We start from the raw sequence: 20539 nt of genomic DNA on the forward strand, positions 1-20539 counted from the left end.
CGATGCCGAGGACGGGGCGCAACCGAGCGTCCAGCAGGTGTCTCGACTTCGCTCGACACGAACGGGAGGGGTGATGGCGCCGCGCCGCCGTGGTAGCGGGCATTGATGAACGAACACAACCCGCTGGCGGGCCAATCGGTTGCCGCGCGGCTCAAGGCCAAGGCGGCGGAGCTCGGCTTCGTCGCCTGCGGAGTCGCGTCCGCCGATGCGACCCCGCGTGCGGGCGAGCGACTGCGCCAATGGCTCGCACAAGGCATGCATGGCGACATGCTATGGATGGCCGAGCGCGCGGCACAGCGCGAAAGCCCTGCGGCCTTGTGGCCGGCGGTCCGCAGCGTGGTCGCGCTCGGCATGAGCTACGCGCCCGCCGCCGATCCGCTCGCGCTGGCCCATGTCGGGGACATCGGCCGCATCTCGGTCTATGCACAGGGCGGTGATTATCACGATGTCGTCAAACGCGCGCTGAAGGCACTGGCGCGGTGGCTGGTGGCGGAGGCGCCCGGCGCGGATGTGAAAGTGTTCGTCGATACCGCGCCGGTGATGGAGAAGCCCCTCGCCGAAGCCGCCGGGCTGGGCTGGCAGGGCAAACACACCAATATCGTCAGCCGCGAGGCCGGGAGTTGGCTGTTCCTCGGCGCCATCTACACAACGCTCGATCTGGAAGCGGATGCGGGCGGGCGCGACACTTGCGGATCGTGCGACGCCTGCCAGCGCGCCTGCCCGACCGACGCCTTCCCCGCGCCCTACCGGCTCGATGCCAGGCGGTGCATTTCGTATCTGACGATCGAACATGCGGGGCCAATCCCGCGCGCGCTTCGCGCGGGAATCGGCAACCGCATCTATGGTTGCGACGATTGCCTCGCGGTATGCCCGTGGAACAAGTTCGCAACCGCCGCCGCCGCCAACCGCGCCTTCCTGCCGCGCGCGGAACTTGCCGCGCCGGAGCTCGCCGATCTGCTCGCGCTCGACGACGCGGATTTCCGCACCGTTTTCGCGGGATCGCCGATCAAGCGGATCGGGCGGGACCGGATGGTGCGCAACTGCCTTATCGCAGCGGGCAACAGCGGCGTGGCGGCGTTGATTGCGCCGGTCGCGAGGCTGCTCGATGATCCCGCGCCTGTGGTGCGCGGTGCTGCGGTGTGGGCGCTCGGGCGGCTTGCTCCTGACCAAGCGGCGGCAGCGCGCACGCTCCGGATGTCAGCCGAAACGGATGCCGACGTTTACGCCGAATGGGCCGCGCTCGCTCCCTGACCGGCGCCGCGCGATCACCCCTTTCCGTTCGTGCTGAGCGAAGTCGAAGGACGAACGGCTCTTGGAGGAGCCGCGCGATCGTAGACGGCTCTTACGCGAGATCATCCGGTCGCCCGCGCCCGGCCCAGCCCGACCGTGATCGCGATGTCCATCGTCACGTTGCCGACGGTGCGGAACAGGTCGGGGATCGTCTCGACGGCGATCAGCAGCCCGAGCGCCTCGATCGGCACGCCCATCGCGAACGCGACCGGCGCGACCGAGGCGATATAGCTGATCGTGCCGGGCAGGCTGACCGAACCCATCGTCGTGATCGCCGCCGTACACACGCCCGCCGCGAGCGCGCCCGGCCCGATCGCGACGCCCAGCCAATGTGCGATGTAGAGCGCCACCGCGAGGTTCATCGCCGGGCTGGTCGCACGGAACACCGCGACCGCGAGCGGAAGCACGATCCCCGCCGCAGCGGGCGCCGCTCCGAGCGATTCGCTCGCCGCCAGCATCGTCGGCAGTGTGGCGAGCGAGGATTGCGTCGAGATCGCCACCGCCTGCGCGGGTGCCGCCGCGCGCGCGAACCGCAGCACCGAGACGCGGCCGAACACCGCCGCGACCGGATAGGCCGACAGCAGAACGACGAAGCCGATCGCCGAGACGATGACGATATAGTGCAGCAGCGCGCCGAACGCCGCCGCCCCCGTCCGCGCACCCACCCCATAAGCAAGCGCGCCGACGCCGATCGGCGCGAGCCTGAGCACCCAGGCGATGATGATGAGCAACGCATCGGTGATCGCCTGGAACCAGCGGGTCAGCATCGCGCGCGGTTCCGGCGCGAGCTGGGTGATCGCGAAGGCGAGCGCGAGCGCGAACACGGTGAGCGGCAGGAACGAATCGCCCGCCGCCGCGCTCACGACGTTCGACGGGACGATCGTCTCGAAGAACGCGCCGAGCGTCGGCACGGTGCCAACCGGTTGCGCGCCGGTTAGCGCCTGCCGCAGCGCCGCCGACCAATGCGCAGGGAGTGGCCACACATCGAGCAGCAGCGGCGTCGCGATCGCCGACATCACCGTCGTCGACCACAGGATGACGATCATCGTCAGCACCGCGCGCAAGGCGAGCTTGCCCGCCCGCGCGGCATCGGCGGCCGCACCGACACCGGTCACGAGCAAACCGATGATCAGCGGCACGATCACCATCTGCAAGCCATGCAGCCAGGCAAGGCCGATCGGCTGCGTGAAGCCGGTGATCGCCAATGCGAGCCTGGAATCGATCGCGACGAGCGCGATGCCGATCAGCAGCCCGCTTACGAGCGCCAGCAAAATGCGTGTTGGCTGTGACATGCCTGTTCCCCCGTTAGCGCTCAACGAACGGGGAACGCGCTAAAATGGCAAGCGGATTGTGGATTTCGGAGGGTGCGAGGTCTCCGGACCGGAGCATCAAGCAGCCGGCGCCCGGGCGTTGCGCCGTATCAGGAATCAGCCGTATCAGGAATCAGGAGCCGCAGTCCCGCGCCGCCCGCCAATGAGGAGGCGCTTAAAAGCTCGCGGTCTCGTACGCGCCGGTCTGAACGCTCGCCAGGGTCATCTTGGGGGCGGGGGTGTCGGTGGCCGGCTCGGCATCGGCATTGCCGGCGTGGTCGGAGTAGATGAAGCCCTTGGTCGGATAGGCGGTGGAGCCGAGATCGTGCTGCGGGCCGTACCAGACCTTGACCATGCTCCAGTCGCCGTTCGCCGAGACATCGATCGCACGAACATTGGTCTCGATGCGGCCACGGCGCGACCAGTTGGCATGGGTGAGCAGCACTTCGCGGTCGTTCACCACCGCGCTCACCATTGCGACGTGGCCGAGCCGCATGTGCCCCGTCGAGGCGAAGGCGAGCACCGCGCCGACCTTCGGCGCGCGGCCACGGTCATAGCGACCGGCGGCCTGACCCCACCAAGTGTTGGCATTACCGCGAATCTGGATGCCGGAGATGGTGCGGGCATAGGGGGCGCACTGCCAAAACTGGGCGGCCGCAGGAGCCGTTGCCGTCAGGGCGCAAGACAACACCAGCGCGGAACGCGCTGCAAACGACTTGAAATTCATGCGACCCCCCAAGGTCTTTGGCTTCGTTGAGCCTATTGAGCAGGTCGCGGACGCGATGAAAACCCGGCCACGCCGACGAATGGAACCTTTTCCGATGAAGCGTGTTTCAGCGACGATAACTGCCCCACGGCACCGTGCTTCGGCGCGAACGGCGGGCGTCTGCGCTCGCCATAACGCTGCGGACGCTGTAGAATCATCGCCATGAAACGCGCCGCTCTGGCTCTTTGCCTGCTCTCGCTCGCCTGTTCCCCGCGTGGCGGGAGTGGCGACGCCGACGCAATCTACAACGCCGGCGAGCAAGAAGCCCAGCTTTCGCCCGGCGTACAGCCGGTTCGGATCGGCGAGGGCGGCCCCGGCTTCGCCGCGTGCGCGGCGGCGGGAACGGTCGTCAATCTTTCGCCACAAGACCAGCCCTACCTGCCGATCCGCGCCGCGCCGTTCGCAGAGGCGAGCGAGATCGGGCGGCTTGAAAACGGCGCGCCGCTCCTGCTGTGCTCACACTCACTCGATCAGCGCTGGCAGGGCGTGGTGGTGCCGCCGGCGGGCGGAACCCCGGCCGATTGCGGCGTCGCCGCGCCGGTCTCAGCGCCACGAGGTTATGCCGGGCCGTGTCGCTCGGGCTGGGTGTCGTCGGCCTTCGTGCGGGCACGGGCCGGGTAAGTTTCGAAGCTCACCGTTCGTCCCGAGCGAAGTCGAGGGACAACTCCCGCGCGTAACGCAAGGTGTCTCGACTCGCTCGACACGAACGGCTGAAGACCTACCGGGCGATTCCGCCCGCCGCCAGCACCGCCAGCGTCACCAGTTCGCTCGCGGTCGAGGTCATCGGCGCGATCTGCACGCTCTTCTCCATGCCGACGAGCATCGGCCCGATCACCGCGTCGCCGCCGAGCTCGCGCAGCAGCTTGGCGGAGATGTTGGCCGATTGCAGCCCTGGCATGACCAATACGTTGGCCTGACCCGACAAGCGCGCGAACGGGAAATTGGCTAGCTGCTTGGGGTTGAGCGCGACATCCGCCGCCATCTCGCCCTCATATTCGAAGCTCACCTGCCGCCCGTCGAGTACCGTCACCGCGTCGCGGATATTGTCGAGGAAGGCGCCACCCGGGTTGCCGAAGGTCGAATAGCTGAGGAACGCCACGCGCGGCTCATGCCCCATGCGGCGGGCGACCTGCGCGGTATCCTCGGCGATATCGGCGAGTTCCTCGGCGGTCGGCCGTTCGTTGACGGTGGTGTCGGCGAGGAAGACCGTGTGGCTCTGGCCGACCATCAGATGAATACCGAACGGCGTACGTCCCGCCGCCGGATCGATCACGCGACGGATTTCGCGCATCGTGTGCGCATAGGTCCGCGTCGTGCCGGTGATCATCGCGTCGGCCTCGCCGAGCTGGAGCAGCACCGCGCCGAAGATGTTGCGGTCCTGGTTTATCATCCGTTCGCAATCGCGGCGCAGATAGCCGCGCCGCTGGAGCCGCTCGTAGAGGAAATCGACCATGCGCGGCACCAGCGGCGAGTTGCGGCTGTTGTGCAGTTCATAGGTCGAAGGATCGGTCACGCCGAGCGCACGCAGCCGATCGGGCACGTCGTCGCGGCCGACCAGCACCGGCACGCCGTAGCCGCCGTCCTTGAACGCGATCGCGGCACGCAGCACCGTCTCTTCCTCGCCCTCGGCGAACAGCACGCGCTTCGGGTGCGCCTTGGCGCCCTCATAGGCGAGCGTCAGCACCGAAGTGGTCGGGTTGAGCCGCGCCTTGAGGCTCTGGCGATAGGCTTCGAGATCGAGGATCGGCTTGGTGGCGACGCCCGAATCCATCGCCGCCTTGGCGACCGCGACCGGCACGATCTCCATCAGCCGCGGATCGAACGGCGCGGGGATGATATAATCGGGGCCGAAGCTGTGCTGGACGCCATATGCCTGCGCGACCTCCTCGGCGACCTGCTGGCGCGCGAGCGCGGCGAGCGCCTGCGCGGCGGCGACCTTCATCTCGTCGTTGATCGTCGTCGCGCGCACATCGAGCGCGCCCCGGAAGATGAAGGGAAAGCCCAGTACGTTGTTGACCTGGTTCGGATAATCCGACCGGCCGGTCGCGATGATGACATCGGGGCGCACCCGCTTCGCCTCGGGCGGGCTGATCTCGGGATCGGGATTGGCCATCGCGAAGATGATCGGCTTGGGTGCCATCTTGGCGAGATATTCGGCGGGCAGCGCGCCGGCGGCGGAGAGGCCGAGGAACACGTCGGCGCCGTCGAGCGCTTCCTCGAGCGTGCGTCGATCGGTGACGGCGGCGTGCGCCGACTGCCACTGGTTCACATTGTCCCGGCCCTGGTAGATCACGCCAGTGCGGTCGCACATCAGCAGATTGTTGCCGGGCAGCCCCATCGCCTTGATGAGCGCGGCGCAGGCGATCGCGGCGGCGCCCGCGCCATTGACGACGATCTTGGTGGTTTTGATGTCGCGGCCGGTCAGGAACAGCGCGTTGATGAGGCCGGCGGCGGCGATGATCGCGGTGCCGTGCTGATCGTCATGGAACACCGGGATGTTCATGCGCTCGCGCAGGGTCTGCTCGATCACGAAGCATTCCGGCGCCTTGATGTCCTCGAGGTTGATGCCGCCGAAGCTCGGCTCCATCAGTTCGACCGCGTCGATGAAGCGATCGACGTCCTCGGTCTTGAGTTCGAGATCGATCGAATCGACGTCGGCGAAGCGCTTGAACAGCACCGCCTTGCCCTCCATCACCGGCTTCGAGGCAAGCGCGCCGAGATTCCCCAGGCCGAGGATAGCGGTACCATTTGAAATCACGGCGACGAGATTGCCCTTGGCGGTATAATCATATGCGGTCGCCGGATCCTGCGAGATCGCCAACACCGGCACGGCGACGCCGGGCGAATAGGCGAGCGCGAGATCGCGCTGCGTCGCCATCGGCTTGGAGGCGATGATCTCGATCTTGCCGGGGCGTCCCTCGGAGTGGAACAGCAGCGCCTCGCGCTCGGAAAACTGGACGTTCGATTCGTTCGACATTGGGCAGCCTTCTCCAGAAGCGTCTAGCCCTTAGTGTCACTCTCTGGGAAAGGGAACGCCACTATCCCATTTTGCGCGTGTCAAAGTCTTGCCGGGTGCGGTCGATCTTGGCGTCGGCCACGGTCCCAAACGCCGCAGAGCCCCTCGCGCAAGCCGTGACCGCGGTCGTCGGACGGCAATCGACGTGCGGCGGATGACCGGGCACGGCGCGTATAAGCGAACCGTCGCGGTCCATCGCGCTCGACCAGCGGCATTGAGCCGCTGGCGCCGAGCCTCTATCGGCTGGACGCGTGACCGATCCCGTTTCCGCTCCCACGCCGATGATGGCGCAATATCTCGCCCTGAAGGCGCAGGCGCAGGACTGCCTGCTCTTCTATCGGATGGGCGATTTCTTCGAGATGTTCTTCGAAGACGCGAAGATCGCCGCCGCCTGTCTCGACATCGCGCTCACCGCGCGTGGCGAGCATGGCGGCGCGGCGATCCCGATGTGCGGCGTGCCGGTCCATTCGGCCGAAGGGTATCTCGCGCGGCTCATCAAGGCCGGCCACCGCGTCGCCATCGCCGACCAGACCGAAACCCCCGCCGAGGCGAAGAAGCGCGGCGGCTCCAAGGCTCTCGTCGCGCGCGGGATCATCCGCGTGGTAACGGCGGGTACGCTGACCGAGGAAGCCTTGCTCGATGCGCGCGCGGCCAATTGGTGCGTCGCGATCGGAGAGGCGGGCGGCGGCGTCGCGCTGGCCGCCGCGGATATTTCCACCGGCCGGTTCGAGCTGATCGAAACGAGCGCCGCGAGCCTGACCACCGAGCTCGCGCGACTGAACCCCGCCGAGACGATCGCCGCCGAGGACAGCGCTTTCGCCGAGGTCACCACCTCGCTGCGGCCGAAGCCCGGCTTCGACAGCGCGCGTGGCGAGGCCCGGCTGCGCGATCTCTACGGCGTCGCCACGCTCGATGGCTTCGGCCAGTTCAGCCGCGCGGCGCTCGCGGCTGCGGGCGGCCTGGTCGCGTATCTGGATCACAATGCCAAGGGTGCGCTACCGTTCCTGCGGCCGCCGGTGCTGCGCCTGAGCGCACAGGCGATGGCCATCGACGCGGCGACGCGCGAGAGCCTCGAACTCACCGCCACGACATCGGGGTCGCGCAAGGGCAGTCTGCTCGACGCGGTCGATCGCACCGTGACGGGCGCGGGCGCGCGGGCGCTCGCCGCCGACATCGGCGCGCCGCTGGTGGACCGGGCCGCGATCGAGGCGCGGCTCGATCTCGTTCAGTTGCTGTGCGAAGATGGTGGCTTGCGCGAGTCGCTGCGCGCCACACTGCGCGCGCTCCCCGATATCGGCCGCGCACTGGGGCGGCTAGCGGCGGGACGCGGATCGCCGCGCGATCTCGGGCAGTTGCGCGACGGTCTGGATGGCGCATGGCGGCTCGGCGAGAAGCTGGAGGACCTCCTCTCCCCCGTTCGTCCTTCGACAGGCTCAGCACGAACGGGGATGGAACTCCTCACCGATCTGGCCCCCCGGCTGCGCGGCCATGGCGCGCTGATCGACCTGCTCACCCGCGCGCTGGTGGCGTCACCGCCGATCGACGCTTCCGACGGCGGCTATATCGCGCCTGGCTATGACGCCGCGCTCGACGATCTGCGCGACGCCGGCGCCGGTGGGCGGCGCGCGATCGCGGCGCTGGAAGCGGATTATCGTGCGCGTACCGGCATCGCCGCGCTGAAGATCAAGCATAACGGCGTCCTCGGCTATCATATCGAGGTCGCCGCGCGCGTGGCGGATGCGCTGATGGCGCCCGACAGCGGTTTCACCCACCGCCAGACGCTCGCGGGCGTCGTACGCTTCAACGCACCCGAACTACACGAGGTCGCGGTGAAAGTGTCGCAGGCCGGAGCGCACGCGCTCGCGGCGGAGGCGGCGCATCTCGAAGACCTAACGCATGCCGCGCTCGACCGGCGCGAGGCGATCGCCGCCACCGCCGATGCGCTTGCCCGGCTCGACGCCTCGGCCGGCTTGGCCGAGCGCGCGTGCGAGGGCGGCTGGGTGCGGCCGACGCTGGTCGATCATGCCTGTTTCGACGTCGAAGGCGGCCGTCATCCGGTGGTCGAGGATGCGCTGGCGAAGCGCGGCGAGCGCTTCGTCGCCAACGACTGCAAGCTGTCCGAAGACTCGCGATTGTGGCTCGTCACCGGCCCGAACATGGGCGGCAAATCGACCTTCCTGCGCCAGAACGCGCTCATCGCCGTGCTCGCCCAGGCCGGCAGCTACGTTCCCGCGAACGCGGCGACGCTCGGGCTGGTCGACCGATTGTTCAGCCGCGTCGGAGCATCGGACAATCTCGCGCGCGGCCGCTCGACCTTCATGGTCGAGATGGTCGAGACCGCCGCGATCCTGGCGCAAGCGACTCCGCGCAGCTTCGTCATCCTCGACGAAGTCGGACGGGGGACTTCGACCTATGACGGGCTCGCGATCGCCTGGGCGGTGGTCGAGGCGATCCACGAGGACAATCGCTGCCGCTGCCTGTTCGCGACGCACTACCACGAACTGACCCGCCTCGCCGAACGCTGCGAAGCGTTGAGCCTCCACCACGTCCGGGCGCGCGAGTGGAAGGGCGATCTGGTGCTGCTCCATGAGGTCAGCGAGGGGCCGGCGGATCGAAGCTACGGCCTCGCGGTCGCGCGGCTGGCGGGATTGTCCCCCGCGACACTCGCGCGCGCCAAGGCCGTCCTGGCGAAGCTCGAGGCGGGCCGCGCAAAGACCGGCGGCATCGCGGCCGGACTCGACGACCTCCCGCTCTTCGCCGCCGCGCGTGAGGAGGAAACGCCGCCGGCCGATCCGGTGCGCGACACGCTTGCCGCGATCGATGTCGATGCGCTCACCCCGCGCGACGCGCTCGAGCAGCTCTACCGGCTGAAAGGGCTGCTATAGCCGCATCGGTCGGAGCCGCGAACGCGGCCTCGCGCGCCCTTGAGCGCGACGAACCGACGCGATATTCGCCCGCGATACCTCTCGATGGAGAGTGGAGTGAACTGGAAAGACACGGTAAATGCGCGCGGCTGGAAGGTGCCGTTCGTCAACAAATCGCTGTTTCAGATCGGCAAGGAACTGGTGCCGCGGATCGACGCGATCATCATGCGCCGCTCGCTCGTTCCCGACCAACCGGTGATGGACAAGGCGTATTTCGCCTGGATTCCCGAGCTTGAGGCGCATTGGCGCGAAATCCAGGCCGAGGCGATCGCGATCCGGACCGAGGAAATACCCTCGCTCGGCGACATTTCGTTCGATCATGGCCGGATCGCCAAAGACCGTCGCTGGAAATCGCTGTTCCTCAAGGGTTATGGCTACCGTCTGACCGGCAATGCCGCGCGGGCTCCGGTCACCGCGGCGCTGATCGAGCGGGTTCCTGGGCTGGTGACCGCATGTTTTTCGGTGCTGGAGGCCGGCGGCCAGATCCCGCGTCACCACGGCATGACCAAGGGCATGCTGACCTATCATCTCGGGCTGAAAGTGCCGGCCGAACGCACGAAGTGCTATATGACCATAGAAGAGGGCGACGCGCGTCACGTCCTTCCCTGGGGCGAGGGCGAGTCACTGTTGTTCGACGATCTCTACAATCACCAGGTCGCGAACGACACCGACGAGGATCGCTACATTCTGCTCATCCAGATCAAGCGGCCCTGCCGGGGGGTGGCCAACGTGATCCAGAACGCCTTCCTGTTCGGTGTGCGGCACTCCCGCTTCGTGCAGGATATCGTGCGCAACATCGAAAAAGCGCAACACGCGACCATCGGCGCGCCGGGCCGATAAACCCGCTCGGCGGGTGCCCCGGCATCGGCGCGTGACGGGGCGATCCCAAGCCTCTATCCCGGCTGCATGCCAGCCCGTTTCGACTCCCTCCCGCAACGCCGCGCGATCATCGACCGGCGCGCCCTCGCCGATGCGCTCGCCGCGCTTGAGGGGAGCGATCCGGTGCCGCTGCGCGCCGCCGGCACCGCGCTCCTGAAGGCCGCGCTTGATGCCGGCCGTACCGAAATCGGACGGCGGCTGATCGAGTACCCCTCGCGCGGGCTGGAGATCGCCGCCGCGCAGGCGTTCCTGGTCGATCAGTTGATCCGGCTGCTCTATGATTTCACCACCCAGCGGCTGTACCCGGTCCACAATCCGACCGCGGCCGAGCGCCTCACCGTGATCGCGGTCGGCGGCTATGGGCGCGGCGAAATGGCACCCTATTCGGACGTCGATATCGGCTTCCTCACCCCCTGGGAGCAGACGGCGTGGGCGGAGCAGGTCATCGAATCGATGCTCTATGCGCTGTGGGATCTCGGGCTCAAGGTGGGCCATTCGAGCCGCTCGCTCGACGAGATGGTACGCCAGGCGAAAAGCGACGTAACCATCCGCACCGCGCTTCTGGAGGCGCGCTATGTCTGGGGCGACCAGCCGCTCTATGACGAGGCCGCACGGCGCTTCAAGGTCGAGGTGCAGGCCGATACGGTGCGCAGCTTCATCGCCGAGAAGCTTGCCGAGCGGAACACCCGCCACAAGCGGATGGGCGACACGCGCTATGCGGTCGAACCCAACGTCAAGGAGGCCAAGGGCGGCCTGCGCGACCTCCACACGCTCTTCTGGATCGGCAAATACGCCTACAACGTGTCCGAACCGGGCGAGCTGGTCGAGGCCGGGTTGCTCAGCCGCGCCGAATATCGCCAGTTCAACCGCGCCGAGAATTTCCTGTGGGCGGTGCGTTGCCACCTGCACAGCATCGCGCGGCGCGCCGAGGACCGGCTCACTTTCGACATGCAGGCCGAGATCGCCCGTCGCATGCGCTTCGCCGACCGTACCGGAAAGTCCAAGGTCGAGCGCTTCATGCATTATTACTTTCTGCAGGCGAAGCGCGTCGGCGACCTGACGGGTGTGTTCCTCGCGCATCTCGACGAGAAGTTCGCCGCGCGCGGCCGGCGCTTCGGGCTGCCGATGCTCGGCCGCGGCCGGGCACCGCGCAAGCTGCACGGCTTCGTGATCGAGCGCGGCCGGCTCGCGATCCCGTCGGACGATTTCTTCCAGGCCGATCCCGTGCGGCTGATCGAACTCTTCGCGCTCGCCGACCAGAACGGGCTCGAAATTCACCCGCTGACGATGCGCACCGCCGCGCGCGACGCCAAGCTCGCCGACGACATCCGGCAGGAACCGCGCGCCAACGCGCTGTTCCTCGACGTGCTGGCCTCGCAGCGCGACCCCGAGACCGTGCTGCGCTGGATGAACGAGGCGGGCGTGTTCGGTCGCTTCATTCCCGATTTCGGCCGCGTCGTCGCGCAGATGCAGTTCGACATGTACCACCATTACACCGTGGATGAGCATACCATTCGCGCGATCGGGCTGTTGTCGGCGATCGAGAAGCAGACGCTCGCCGACGATCATCCGCTCGCGAGCGCGGTGTTCGACCAGATCGTGTCCCGCCGCGCGCTATATGTCGCGGTGCTGCTCCACGATATCGCCAAAGGGCGCGGCGGCGATCACTCGATCCTCGGCGCGGAGGTCGCACATCGGCTGTGCCCGCGGCTGGGGATGAGCGAGGCGGAGACCGAAACGGTCGCCTGGCTGGTGCGCTATCATCTGCTGATGTCCGCCACCGCGTTCAAGCGCGACCTGTCGGACTTCAAGACGATCCTAGACTTCGCCGAAACGGTCCAGAGCCCGGAACGGCTGCGGCTGCTGCTGTTGCTCACCGTCGTCGATATCCGCGCGGTCGGCCCCGGCGTATGGAATAGCTGGAAGCGGCAGTTGCTGACCGATCTGTACGAATCGGCGGAGGAGGTGCTGCGGCTGGGGCACAAGCAGAAGGGCCGTGAAGAGCGGATCGCGGCGAAACAGGCCAGTCTGCGCGCGGCGCTCGACTGGGACGACGCGAAGTTCGCCGCCCTGCTTCGGCGCATGCCCGATCCCTATTGGGTGGCGGAACCCGACGAGGTACTGGTGCAGAACGCGCATCTGGTCGATCGCGCCGGCGCGGCCCAGCTTTCGATCGACACCCGGCCCGATCCCGATCGCGGCGCGACGCTCGTCTCGGTCTACGCCGCCGACCATCCCGGACTGTTCTACCGCATCGCCGGCGCGATCAGCCTCGCGGGCGGCAACATCATCGACGCGCGCATCCACACCACCCGCGACGGCATGGCGCTCGACAATTTCGTCGTGCAAGACCCGATGGGCGGACCGTTCGAGGACGACATGCAGCTCAAGCGGCTGCGGATGGGAATCGAGGACGCGCTCGCCGCACGCGGCGGGCGGCTGGTCGACAAACTGCTCGCCAAGCCGCTGTCACGGCCGCGTGCGACTGCCTTCCCGATCGCGCCCAACGTGCTGATCGAGAACAAGGCATCGAACCGCTTCACCGTGATCGAGGTCAACGCGCGCGACCGGCCGGCGCTGCTCCATCAGCTTGCCCACGCTCTGTTCGATTCGAAGGTGACGATCCACTCGGCGCACGTTGCCACCTATGGCGAGCGCGCGGTCGATACCTTCTATCTGACCGACCTGACCGGCGAGAAGATTTCCAACGCCACCCGGCTGCGCGGCATCGAACGCCGTCTGCTCGTCGCCGCGAGCGGGGAGAAGTTACGCACTGCCGCCTGAGCGGGCGCTACTTCGCCTCGCGCCGGGTGAAGTAGATGTGGATTCGCACCCACGCGCCGACCATCGGCTTGCCCCCGACACGCGGCGGGCGGACGAGGAACTGCCAGGAGGCGAGCCGCATTGCGCGCGCCAGCCCCGAACCGATTGGCGATTCGCCCAGCGAGCGGCAGTTATCGACATGGTAGTTGGCGATCGTCTGGCAGGCGATGTCGGCATATTCGGGATTGTCGACCTTGGGCATGTAGCCGCCGAGTTCGGCGTCGGTCGGTTCGCGATACCATTCCGCGTTGAACAGCCGCTGGCCCCCCGGCCCGTCGCCCGGCCCATAGGCCGCGCCGCCATTATTGCCGCCGCTCGCTTTGTCATCGCCGCTGTCGCTGCCGTGCGTCGGCAGCTTCGAGATGTCGGTTGCGGCGTAATCGTCCTGGCTCAGCGTGATCATCTTCGGCGGCACGGGCACGGGCGGGACCGGCGGCGTGATTTCGGGCTTGGGCTTGGTGATCTTGGGCGCAGTCGCCTTGGCAGCATGTTGCACCGGCGACTTCGGCCCTTTGGCGGCGGCCTGCTTGGCGGGGTCCGGGAGTTCCGAGGGCACGAACACCCGAAGCTCGCTCGGCTTGGGTGCCGGCGGCGCCGGGCGTTGCATGCTCCACAGCACGACCAACAAGGCGATGAGCAATTCGAGCGCGAGCGCCAGCCCGAACGCGATAGCGCGCCGCCGGAACGACGGATCGTGCCATCGCCAATAATCGTAATCGCTTGCCGCCATTCGCGTAAAAGACCCAACGCCCCGTTTCGACGCGCACCGTGACCCGGCGTCCGTCACGTCAACGGATCACCGAGCCATAGGAGGCAGGATTGTGCGCCGCAACGCATATGCCGCCTTACATGGATGCGAGGCGACGGTGAAATGACGTTCCCGTCACGTCGGCCGCGCTCGCGTCCAGGTTATGGCGATCACTCGCGTTCGGGCACCGGCACGTTGAAGCCGTTGAGCGTCATCGATACCAACGCATACAGGCCGACCAGGTAAATCAACTCGTTGGCGCCATGCTGGCCGAACGTGTCGATGGCGAGCGCATAGCAGGGTTCGGGCAGCACGCCGCCGTTCACCAGCGCGAAGGCGACATCATAAGCGACGCTCTCTTGGCGGTCGAGATCAGCGGGCTTGATGTTGGCACACAGCGCGGAGAGTCGCGCGGCGCTCATCTTCTCGCGTTCGGCGACGGCGATATGCGCGTAGATTTCATAGGCGGCATTGAAATGCGCGCCCGTCACCAGGATCGCGATCTGGCGGGCCGGATCGGGCAAGGTCGCCTGCATCGACATCGCCTTGGTGAGATCCCACACCGCCTTGCCGATCACGGGCTCGTGCAGCCACGGGTTCCACGGTCCCATCAGCGCGCCATCGTCGGCGAGCACCTTGAAGTCATTGAAGTTGGTGGCGATGCCCGCCTTCATGTCCTCATAGAGCGGCTTTTGAGCATCGGTCAGGTCGGCGGGGGCGATCAATGGCAAGCGCACGGGCGGTCTCCTTGGGCTGAGGCGACTCGCGCTATAGCCGCTTCGGTGCGGCGGTTGCGTGAAACTGGCGTCATGGTCGCGAAAACCGCTAAGGCCCGGAGGATGCTGTCACGCCTCGTCCTCACCGATTTCCGCAACCACGCCGATCTCACGCTCGTGCCCGGCGGCGGCTTCGTGGTGCTGACCGGCGAGAATGGCGCGGGCAAGACCAACGTCATCGAGGCGGTGTCGCTGCTTGCGCCGGGACGCGGATTACGCGCGGCACCGCTCGGTGAAATGGCGCGGCAAGGCGGCAAGGGCGGGTTCGGCGTCGCGGCGACGCTGGAGACGACGCACCCCCAATCCCCCTCCCACGTGTGGGAGGGGCTAGGGGAGGGCTTGTCACGAGGCGGACAGGCGGGAGCGGAGGATCCTGCGGGAGGAGAGATTTCGATCGCCACCGGCACGATCGCCACCGCGCCCGAACGGCGGATCGTACGCATTCAGGGTGCGACCGCTCCCGCCACCGCGCTCGCCGAATGGCTGACGGTGCTTTGGCTGACCCCGGCGATGGACCGGCTGTTCGTCGAGCCTGCGTCCGAACGCCGCCGCTTTCTCGATCGCCTCACGCTGGCACTCGCGCCGGGCCATGCCGTCCATAGCAGCCGTTACGATGCGGCGATGCGCGCGCGCAACCGGCTGCTCGGCGAAGCATCGGAGGGCGCGCCGCTCGATGCCGATTGGATCGCCGCGCTGGAGGCGCAGATGGCCGAGCATGGCGCCGCTATCGATACGGCACGGCGCGAGACGGTCGCCGCGCTCGGCCTTCGGCTTGCCGAGCAACCCGACGGACCGTTCGCGCGCGCCGGGCTCGCGCTGGAAGGCTGGACCGGCGCCGGCGAAACGCTCGCCGGCGATCTCGCCACCGGGCGGCGGCGCGACATGGCGGCGGGCCGGACGTTGATCGGCCCGCACCGCACCGATCTCGCGGTCAGCCATCTCGGCAAGGCCCAGCCCGCCGCCTTATGCTCGACTGGCGAACAGAAGGCGCTGTTGCTCGGTATCGTGCTCGCGCATGCGGAGCTCGTGGCGGAGCGCACCGGGCGGCATCCGGTGCTGCTGCTAGACGAAGTCGCCGCGCACCTCGATCCGCGCCGTCGCGCCGCCTTGTTCGCGGCGCTGGCGGGCAAGGGACAGGTGTGGATGACCGGCACGGAGGCGGCGCTGTTCGCGGAACTGCATGGCGAAGCCTCGCACGTAGCGCTGCCGTTCGTGCGCTGAATGCCCTGAGCCGCTGCGGGCAGAGGCGCCGCACTGCGATGCGGCCCTCGGCGTCGCTCGGGACGAACGGGAGGTGTTCAGGCCGGAATCTGCTGGCTGATGCAGTGGAAGCTGCCGCCTCCGGTGAGGATCGCGTCGGCGCGCAGCCCCACTACCTCGCGATCCGGGAACAGCGCCTGTATCGCCGCCACCGCAGCATCGTCGTTGGGCGCGCCGTAGAGCGGCACGACGACCGCGGCGTTGCCGATGTAGAAGTTCATATAGCTCGCCGGCACGATCTCGTCGTCGCGCAGCACGCGCCCCGGTGAGGGGATCGGCGCGACCGTGAGGCCCGCCGCCACCGCCGCCTCGGCGGCCGTGCGGTACACCGCCGCGTTCGGATCATCCTCGGCCGCTTGCGGAATCGCCACCACGCCCGGCGCGACGAACCGCGCGAGGTTGTCGACATGGCCGTCGGTATGGTCGTTGAGCAGCCCGTCACCGAGCCACAGGATGTCGCTGAAGCCCAGATCGTCGCGCAACCGCGCGGCGATCTCGTCCTTGCTCAGGTCAGGATTGCGGTTCGGGTTGAGCAGGCATTGCGCGGTGGTGACGAGGCGGCCGGTGCCATCGCCGTCGATCGCGCCGCCTTCGAGCACCCAGTCGCGCCGCTCGACCGGTGCGTCGATCGTCGCCGCCAGCCGCAGCCCGACGTCATCGTCACCGGGCAGGTCGTATTTGCCGCCCCAGCCGTTGAAGCGGAACGACCGCGCGCTGCCGTCGCCGAGCAGGATCGGCCCGGTGTCGCGCAGCCAGATGTCGCCGAACGGCTGAACCACCACTTCGGCATAGTCGCCGGCGATCTGCGCCGCAGCCTGTGCCGCCGCGTCATCGGCGGCGACCAGGATCACGCGCTCGCCCTTGCCCCCGGCGTGGACCGCACGGCCGAACGCGGCGACTTCCTCGCGCGCCGGTTCGAGATCCTCTTCCCACAATTCGGGGTGGCTCGGGAAACCGATCCAGACGGCAGTGTGCGGCGCCCATTCGGCGGGGGGTACGATAGTCATCATTCGGGATTCCTATTGCGCGGCCGCACGCTGCTTGTCGCGAATCGCGCGGAATTCGGCGGTCTTGTACCAATTGGGCCAAGCGTCGCCATCGGCGAGTTCGCGGCCCAGCCGATAATATAGGGTGAGATCCTCGACCGCGCCCGACCAATCCCAGGCGGGATTATATTCGTCCTGCGGCTTGTGATAGCGGTTGGCGATATAGTCGAGCGTCGCGGCGTGGCCGGCGGCCTCGCCGCCCACCACCAGATCCTCGCCCGCGCCGCCATCGAACATCGGCACGCCGAGCTTGGCGAAGCTGAAATGGTCCGATCTGAAATAGCTGCCGCGCTCCGGGTTAGGCTCGGGCTTGACCACCCTGCCCTGCGCTTCGACCAAAGTCTTCATCATGTCTTCGAGTTCGGATTTGCCCGCGCCGGTGATCTCGAAATCATGGGTGCGGCCCTTCACGTTGAGCACGTCCATGTTGACCCCGCCGACGGTGCGCGCGAGCGGATACACCGGATGCTCGGCATAATAGCGCGAGCCGAGCAGCCCCGCTTCCTCGGCGGTCACCGACAGGAACACGATCGATCGCTTGGCCGGCCCGGCCTTCACCTGCGCCTCGGCGAGCGCGACGAGGCCAGCGACGCCGCTCGCATTGTCGAGCGCGCCGTTGCAGATGCCATCACCCTTCACGGCGTCACAGTGGCCGAGATGATCCCAATGCGCGCTGTAGAGGACATATTCGTTCGGCGCGGACGTGCCGGGCAGGATGCCGACCACGTTCTTCGACGCCTGCCGCCGGATGGTGTTGTCGAACGACACCGACGCCTTGACGCCGAGCGGCACCGCGCGGAAGCCCTTGTGCTTGGCGGCCTCGGTCAGCGCGGCGAAATCCTGGCCCGCGCTCGCGAACAGCGCCTTGGCTTTGTCGAGCTGGACCCAGCCGACCGCCGCGCTTTCGCCCATATGGTCGCCCTTCTCGTCGAGTTCGAGCTGCGGCCCGGTGTTGCTCGACTGGACGACGCCCCAGCCATAGGCGGCCGGCTCGGTATCGTGGACGATGATCGCCGCCGCCGCACCCTGCCGCGCCGCCTCTTCGTACTTGTAGGTCCAGCGGCCGTAATAGGTCATCGCCTTGCCCTCGAACACACCGGTGCGCTCGGGCGATTGCCAGTCGGGATCGTTGACGAGGATGATGACGGTCTTGCCCTTCACATCCACGCCGGCATAGTCGTTCCAGCCACGCTCGGGCGCGGTGATGCCATAGCCGACGAACACGACGTCACTGTCCTTCACCGCGATATGTGGCGCGACGCGGAAGGTCTTCACGACCATGTCGGTGCGGTACGCGAGGCGGAGCGGGGTCTTGCCGCCGGTGATCGTCAGCGGCGCGACATTGGTCGCGGTGGTCTCGACCAGCGGCACGTTCTGGAACCAGCCGCCATCGACGCCGGGCTTGAGCCCAGCCGCCTTGAAGCGCTCGACGATATAGGCGGTGGTCTTGTCCTCAGCCGGCGTGGTCGGCTTGCGCCCCTCGAACGCGTCGGACGAGAGCGTCTTGGTCACGTCCTCGAGCGTCTGCACCGAAATGGCGGGGGCCTGCGCGAGCGCAGGGGCGGCAAGGAACGTCAGGCCGAGCAGAAGGGCGCGCATACGAACTCCGCTGAAGAGGATGCGCCTGTCTTGGCAGCGCGCCGCGCCGAGCGCAACGCGCGCCGGTCAGAACAGCTTCAGCTCGGCGAGACGGACTTGCTTGCCCTGCGGCTTGCGGATCGCGAGGCGGATCGCATCGGTGCGGACCGGCTGCCAGGTGAGCGTATCGGTGGCGTTCGCGCGCGGTGCCGCGCCGCGCGTGTCGAGCGGTCGCCATGCGCCATCGACACGATATTCGAGCCGGTAGCTGTCCGGTGCTCCGAACGCACCGCCCGCGAAGAACGACACTTCGCCGCGCCCGAGCGTGACCGGCTTGCCGAAATCGACCGCGAACCATTCGTCCTGCGCCGCGCCGGTCGAATCCCAGCCGTTGGGCAGTTCGGGCATGAACCACACGCGCCCGTCGATACCCTGGTGCAGCCGCTCGGGATCGGTGCCGCTCGATGCGCTCGGCTTTGGGTAATCGGTGCGGACGAGACTGATCGACTGGGCGATCGGCCGATCCACCGGTGGATTGGCCTTGGCCGCGACCGGCACGACCAGCTTGCCGAGCGTCGGGCGCGATGCCGCCAGCGCGCCATCGACATAGACGCGCAGACCCGCACCGCCGCGATACCGCCGCCCGTCTTCGTCATAGACCACCGACAGCAGCCGGCCGTGATACGGCACGTCCTGCGCCGCGAACCAGCGGAGGCGATCCCTGGCGCGATTCTTGGCGGGCAGCAGCGGATCGACCACGACGCTGTCGCCGGGCTGCGGCGTGATGCCGGCGAGGCCGGAGATCACCAGATCGTCGAAGCCGCTGTGGAAATAATGGTGGCTGCGCGGCAGCCCGACAATCGGCTTGCCGGTGGCGGGATCGTAATCTTCCTCCAGATCGAGCCGGTCGCCCTGATAGTGCATCCGCGCATATTGGCGCAGCAGCCGCAGGTAATCGCCGCGCCCGATCGTGCCGTCCGGTCCAGCATGGAGGCGGTTGGCGAGCCCGGTCAGCACCTGCGTGGTCTGGAACGGCCACACCGGCCCGTTCCACTGGCATTCGCGCAAGGCGGTCGCGGCGTCATAGCGGTATTGCCGCATGTAATATTGGTAGCTCGGCTCGGTGGTGCGCAGCCCGGCGGGGCCGGCGAGCTCGTTCGTCGACAGGATATGCGTCCAGGCGCGATCGAACTTGGCGTCGGCGCCGATCAGCCCGAACGTCCAGGGCAAATAGCCGACCAGCTCGCGGCCGCGGATCTGATCCCAGTATTTCACATGATCGTTGCTGACCTTGTAGCGGTCGATGAAATGGCCGAACCTGTCGCTCCACAACGCATCGAGCACGCGACCGCGCAACCGCTCGGCGCGCGCGGCATAGTCCGCCGCCGTCGCGGTGTCGCCCGCGAGCGCCGACAGCCGGCTGATCGCCATCGCATTGGCATATTGGAAGCTGTTGATCGACGGGCGGAACGCATCGCCGCCGCGAAACCCGTCCTTGCCGCCCGACGCATCGATCGACGAGATCGTATATTCGGTCGCGTCGAGCAGCGGCTCGATCCAGTACAGCCCCTTGGTGAAGTCGAAGCGATCGTCCCACAGGCCGTACACCAGCCGCATCGCCGGCAGCAGCCGCACCGCGCCGTCGCGGTCGTGATCGACGAGGTAGCGGCCCCACACCGCATCGGCGATGCTTTCGCTGAAATGACGGTCGTTGCCGCCGTCGAGATAGAGGAAATTGATATAATCGTCGGCGAAGCGGCGGTCGCGCAGCCAGCGCCCCTCGTTGATGTGGAAGGCGGTGGCGTCGTTGAGGCTGGCATAGGGCTCGCGCTGCCAACCCACGTCGTTGAGGAACTCGGTGGAGATGAACCCCTTGGCGCCGAGATCGCGCTGGTGTGCGCGGAACACCTGCCAGCGGTAATAATAGACCGCGTCGAGCGTCGCGTCCGAGCTGTCGAACAGCGGGATGCGATCGCGATACCAGTCGGCGTCGTTGCCGTACTGCCGCGCGAGGATCGCGTCGCGATCGAGCCGCGGGGCGGGCGCGGGCGCGGCGGCGATCAGCGTGAGCGGTGCTGCGCAAAGGAGCGCGGCCCGCAGCCTGCGTTTCAGGGCGATCATCC

At 67.7% G+C, this 20539-nt stretch carries 14 protein-coding genes; 6 read left to right on the forward strand and 8 right to left on the reverse strand.

The features are described from left to right. Positions 1-105 precede the first annotated feature (105 nt). Entirely contained in the window at positions 106-1251 is a 1146-nt protein-coding gene (queG, locus tag BLS81_RS13900) for a tRNA epoxyqueuosine(34) reductase QueG (RefSeq protein WP_093224751.1), read from the forward strand. 101 nt (positions 1252-1352) lie between these two features. On the opposite strand, the gene BLS81_RS13905 is transcribed toward queG, so the two are convergent. Next, positions 1353-2582, reverse strand: a complete 1230-nt coding sequence (locus BLS81_RS13905) for a dicarboxylate/amino acid:cation symporter (RefSeq protein ID WP_093224752.1) — start codon at positions 2580-2582, stop codon at positions 1353-1355. 193 nt (positions 2583-2775) lie between these two features. Beyond that, on the reverse strand, positions 2776-3327 hold the full coding sequence (locus BLS81_RS13910) for a CHAP domain-containing protein (protein WP_093224753.1): 552 nt from the start codon (positions 3325-3327) through the stop codon (positions 2776-2778). 201 nt (positions 3328-3528) lie between these two features. Here BLS81_RS13910 and BLS81_RS13915 point away from each other — a divergent pair, with 201 nt between their 5' ends. Beyond that, a complete protein-coding gene (locus BLS81_RS13915; RefSeq protein WP_093224754.1) occupies positions 3529-3987 on the forward strand; it encodes a hypothetical protein in 459 nt (152 codons plus the stop codon). Positions 3988-4084: 97 nt separating this feature from the next. On the opposite strand, the gene BLS81_RS13920 is transcribed toward BLS81_RS13915, so the two are convergent. After that, positions 4085-6343 carry an NADP-dependent malic enzyme gene (locus BLS81_RS13920; RefSeq protein WP_093224756.1) on the reverse strand — a complete coding sequence of 753 codons (2259 nt, stop codon included), beginning with the start codon at positions 6341-6343 and terminating at the stop codon, positions 4085-4087. 320 nt (positions 6344-6663) lie between these two features. Here BLS81_RS13920 and mutS point away from each other — a divergent pair, with 320 nt between their 5' ends. From mutS to BLS81_RS13935, 3 genes are all read left to right on the forward strand, one after another. Continuing rightward, positions 6664-9267, forward strand: coding sequence for a DNA mismatch repair protein MutS (gene mutS / locus BLS81_RS13925; protein ID WP_093224757.1), 2604 nt, complete (start codon positions 6664-6666; stop codon positions 9265-9267). 96 nt (positions 9268-9363) lie between these two features. Beyond that, positions 9364-10146, forward strand: coding sequence for an aspartyl/asparaginyl beta-hydroxylase domain-containing protein (locus tag BLS81_RS13930; protein WP_093224758.1), 783 nt, complete (start codon positions 9364-9366; stop codon positions 10144-10146). Positions 10147-10212: 66 nt separating this feature from the next. Then, the gene (locus tag BLS81_RS13935; protein WP_093224760.1) at positions 10213-12969 is read left to right on the forward strand and encodes a [protein-PII] uridylyltransferase; all 2757 of its coding nucleotides are present in this window, start codon (positions 10213-10215) and stop codon (positions 12967-12969) included. 7 nt (positions 12970-12976) lie between these two features. On the opposite strand, the gene BLS81_RS13940 is transcribed toward BLS81_RS13935, so the two are convergent. After that, on the reverse strand, positions 12977-13738 hold the full coding sequence (locus BLS81_RS13940; RefSeq protein ID WP_256326242.1) for a hypothetical protein: 762 nt from the start codon (positions 13736-13738) through the stop codon (positions 12977-12979). A gap of 188 nt (positions 13739-13926) precedes the next feature. Further along, a complete protein-coding gene (locus BLS81_RS13945; protein ID WP_093224761.1) occupies positions 13927-14493 on the reverse strand; it encodes a carboxymuconolactone decarboxylase family protein in 567 nt (188 codons plus the stop codon). Positions 14494-14595: 102 nt separating this feature from the next. Here BLS81_RS13945 and recF point away from each other — a divergent pair, with 102 nt between their 5' ends. Beyond that, on the forward strand, positions 14596-15753 hold the full coding sequence (gene recF / locus BLS81_RS13950) for a DNA replication/repair protein RecF (protein ID WP_093224763.1): 1158 nt from the start codon (positions 14596-14598) through the stop codon (positions 15751-15753). 77 nt (positions 15754-15830) lie between these two features. On the opposite strand, the gene BLS81_RS13955 is transcribed toward recF, so the two are convergent. The 3 genes from BLS81_RS13955 to BLS81_RS13965 form a co-directional block, all read right to left on the reverse strand. Next, positions 15831-16802, reverse strand: coding sequence for an agmatine deiminase family protein (locus BLS81_RS13955; protein WP_093224764.1), 972 nt, complete (start codon positions 16800-16802; stop codon positions 15831-15833). Between the two features lie 9 nt (positions 16803-16811). After that, complete coding sequence (locus tag BLS81_RS13960) at positions 16812-18437, reverse strand: M28 family metallopeptidase (RefSeq protein WP_093224766.1); 1626 nt, start codon at positions 18435-18437, stop codon at positions 16812-16814. Positions 18438-18503: 66 nt separating this feature from the next. Continuing rightward, positions 18504-20537, reverse strand: a complete 2034-nt coding sequence (locus BLS81_RS13965; RefSeq protein WP_093224768.1) for an MGH1-like glycoside hydrolase domain-containing protein — start codon at positions 20535-20537, stop codon at positions 18504-18506. Positions 20538-20539 lie beyond the last annotated feature (2 nt).

Origin of the sequence: Sphingomonas sp. NFR15, assembly GCF_900103265.1 — a bacterium.
Taxonomy (GTDB): domain Bacteria; phylum Pseudomonadota; class Alphaproteobacteria; order Sphingomonadales; family Sphingomonadaceae; genus Sphingomonas; species Sphingomonas pollutisoli.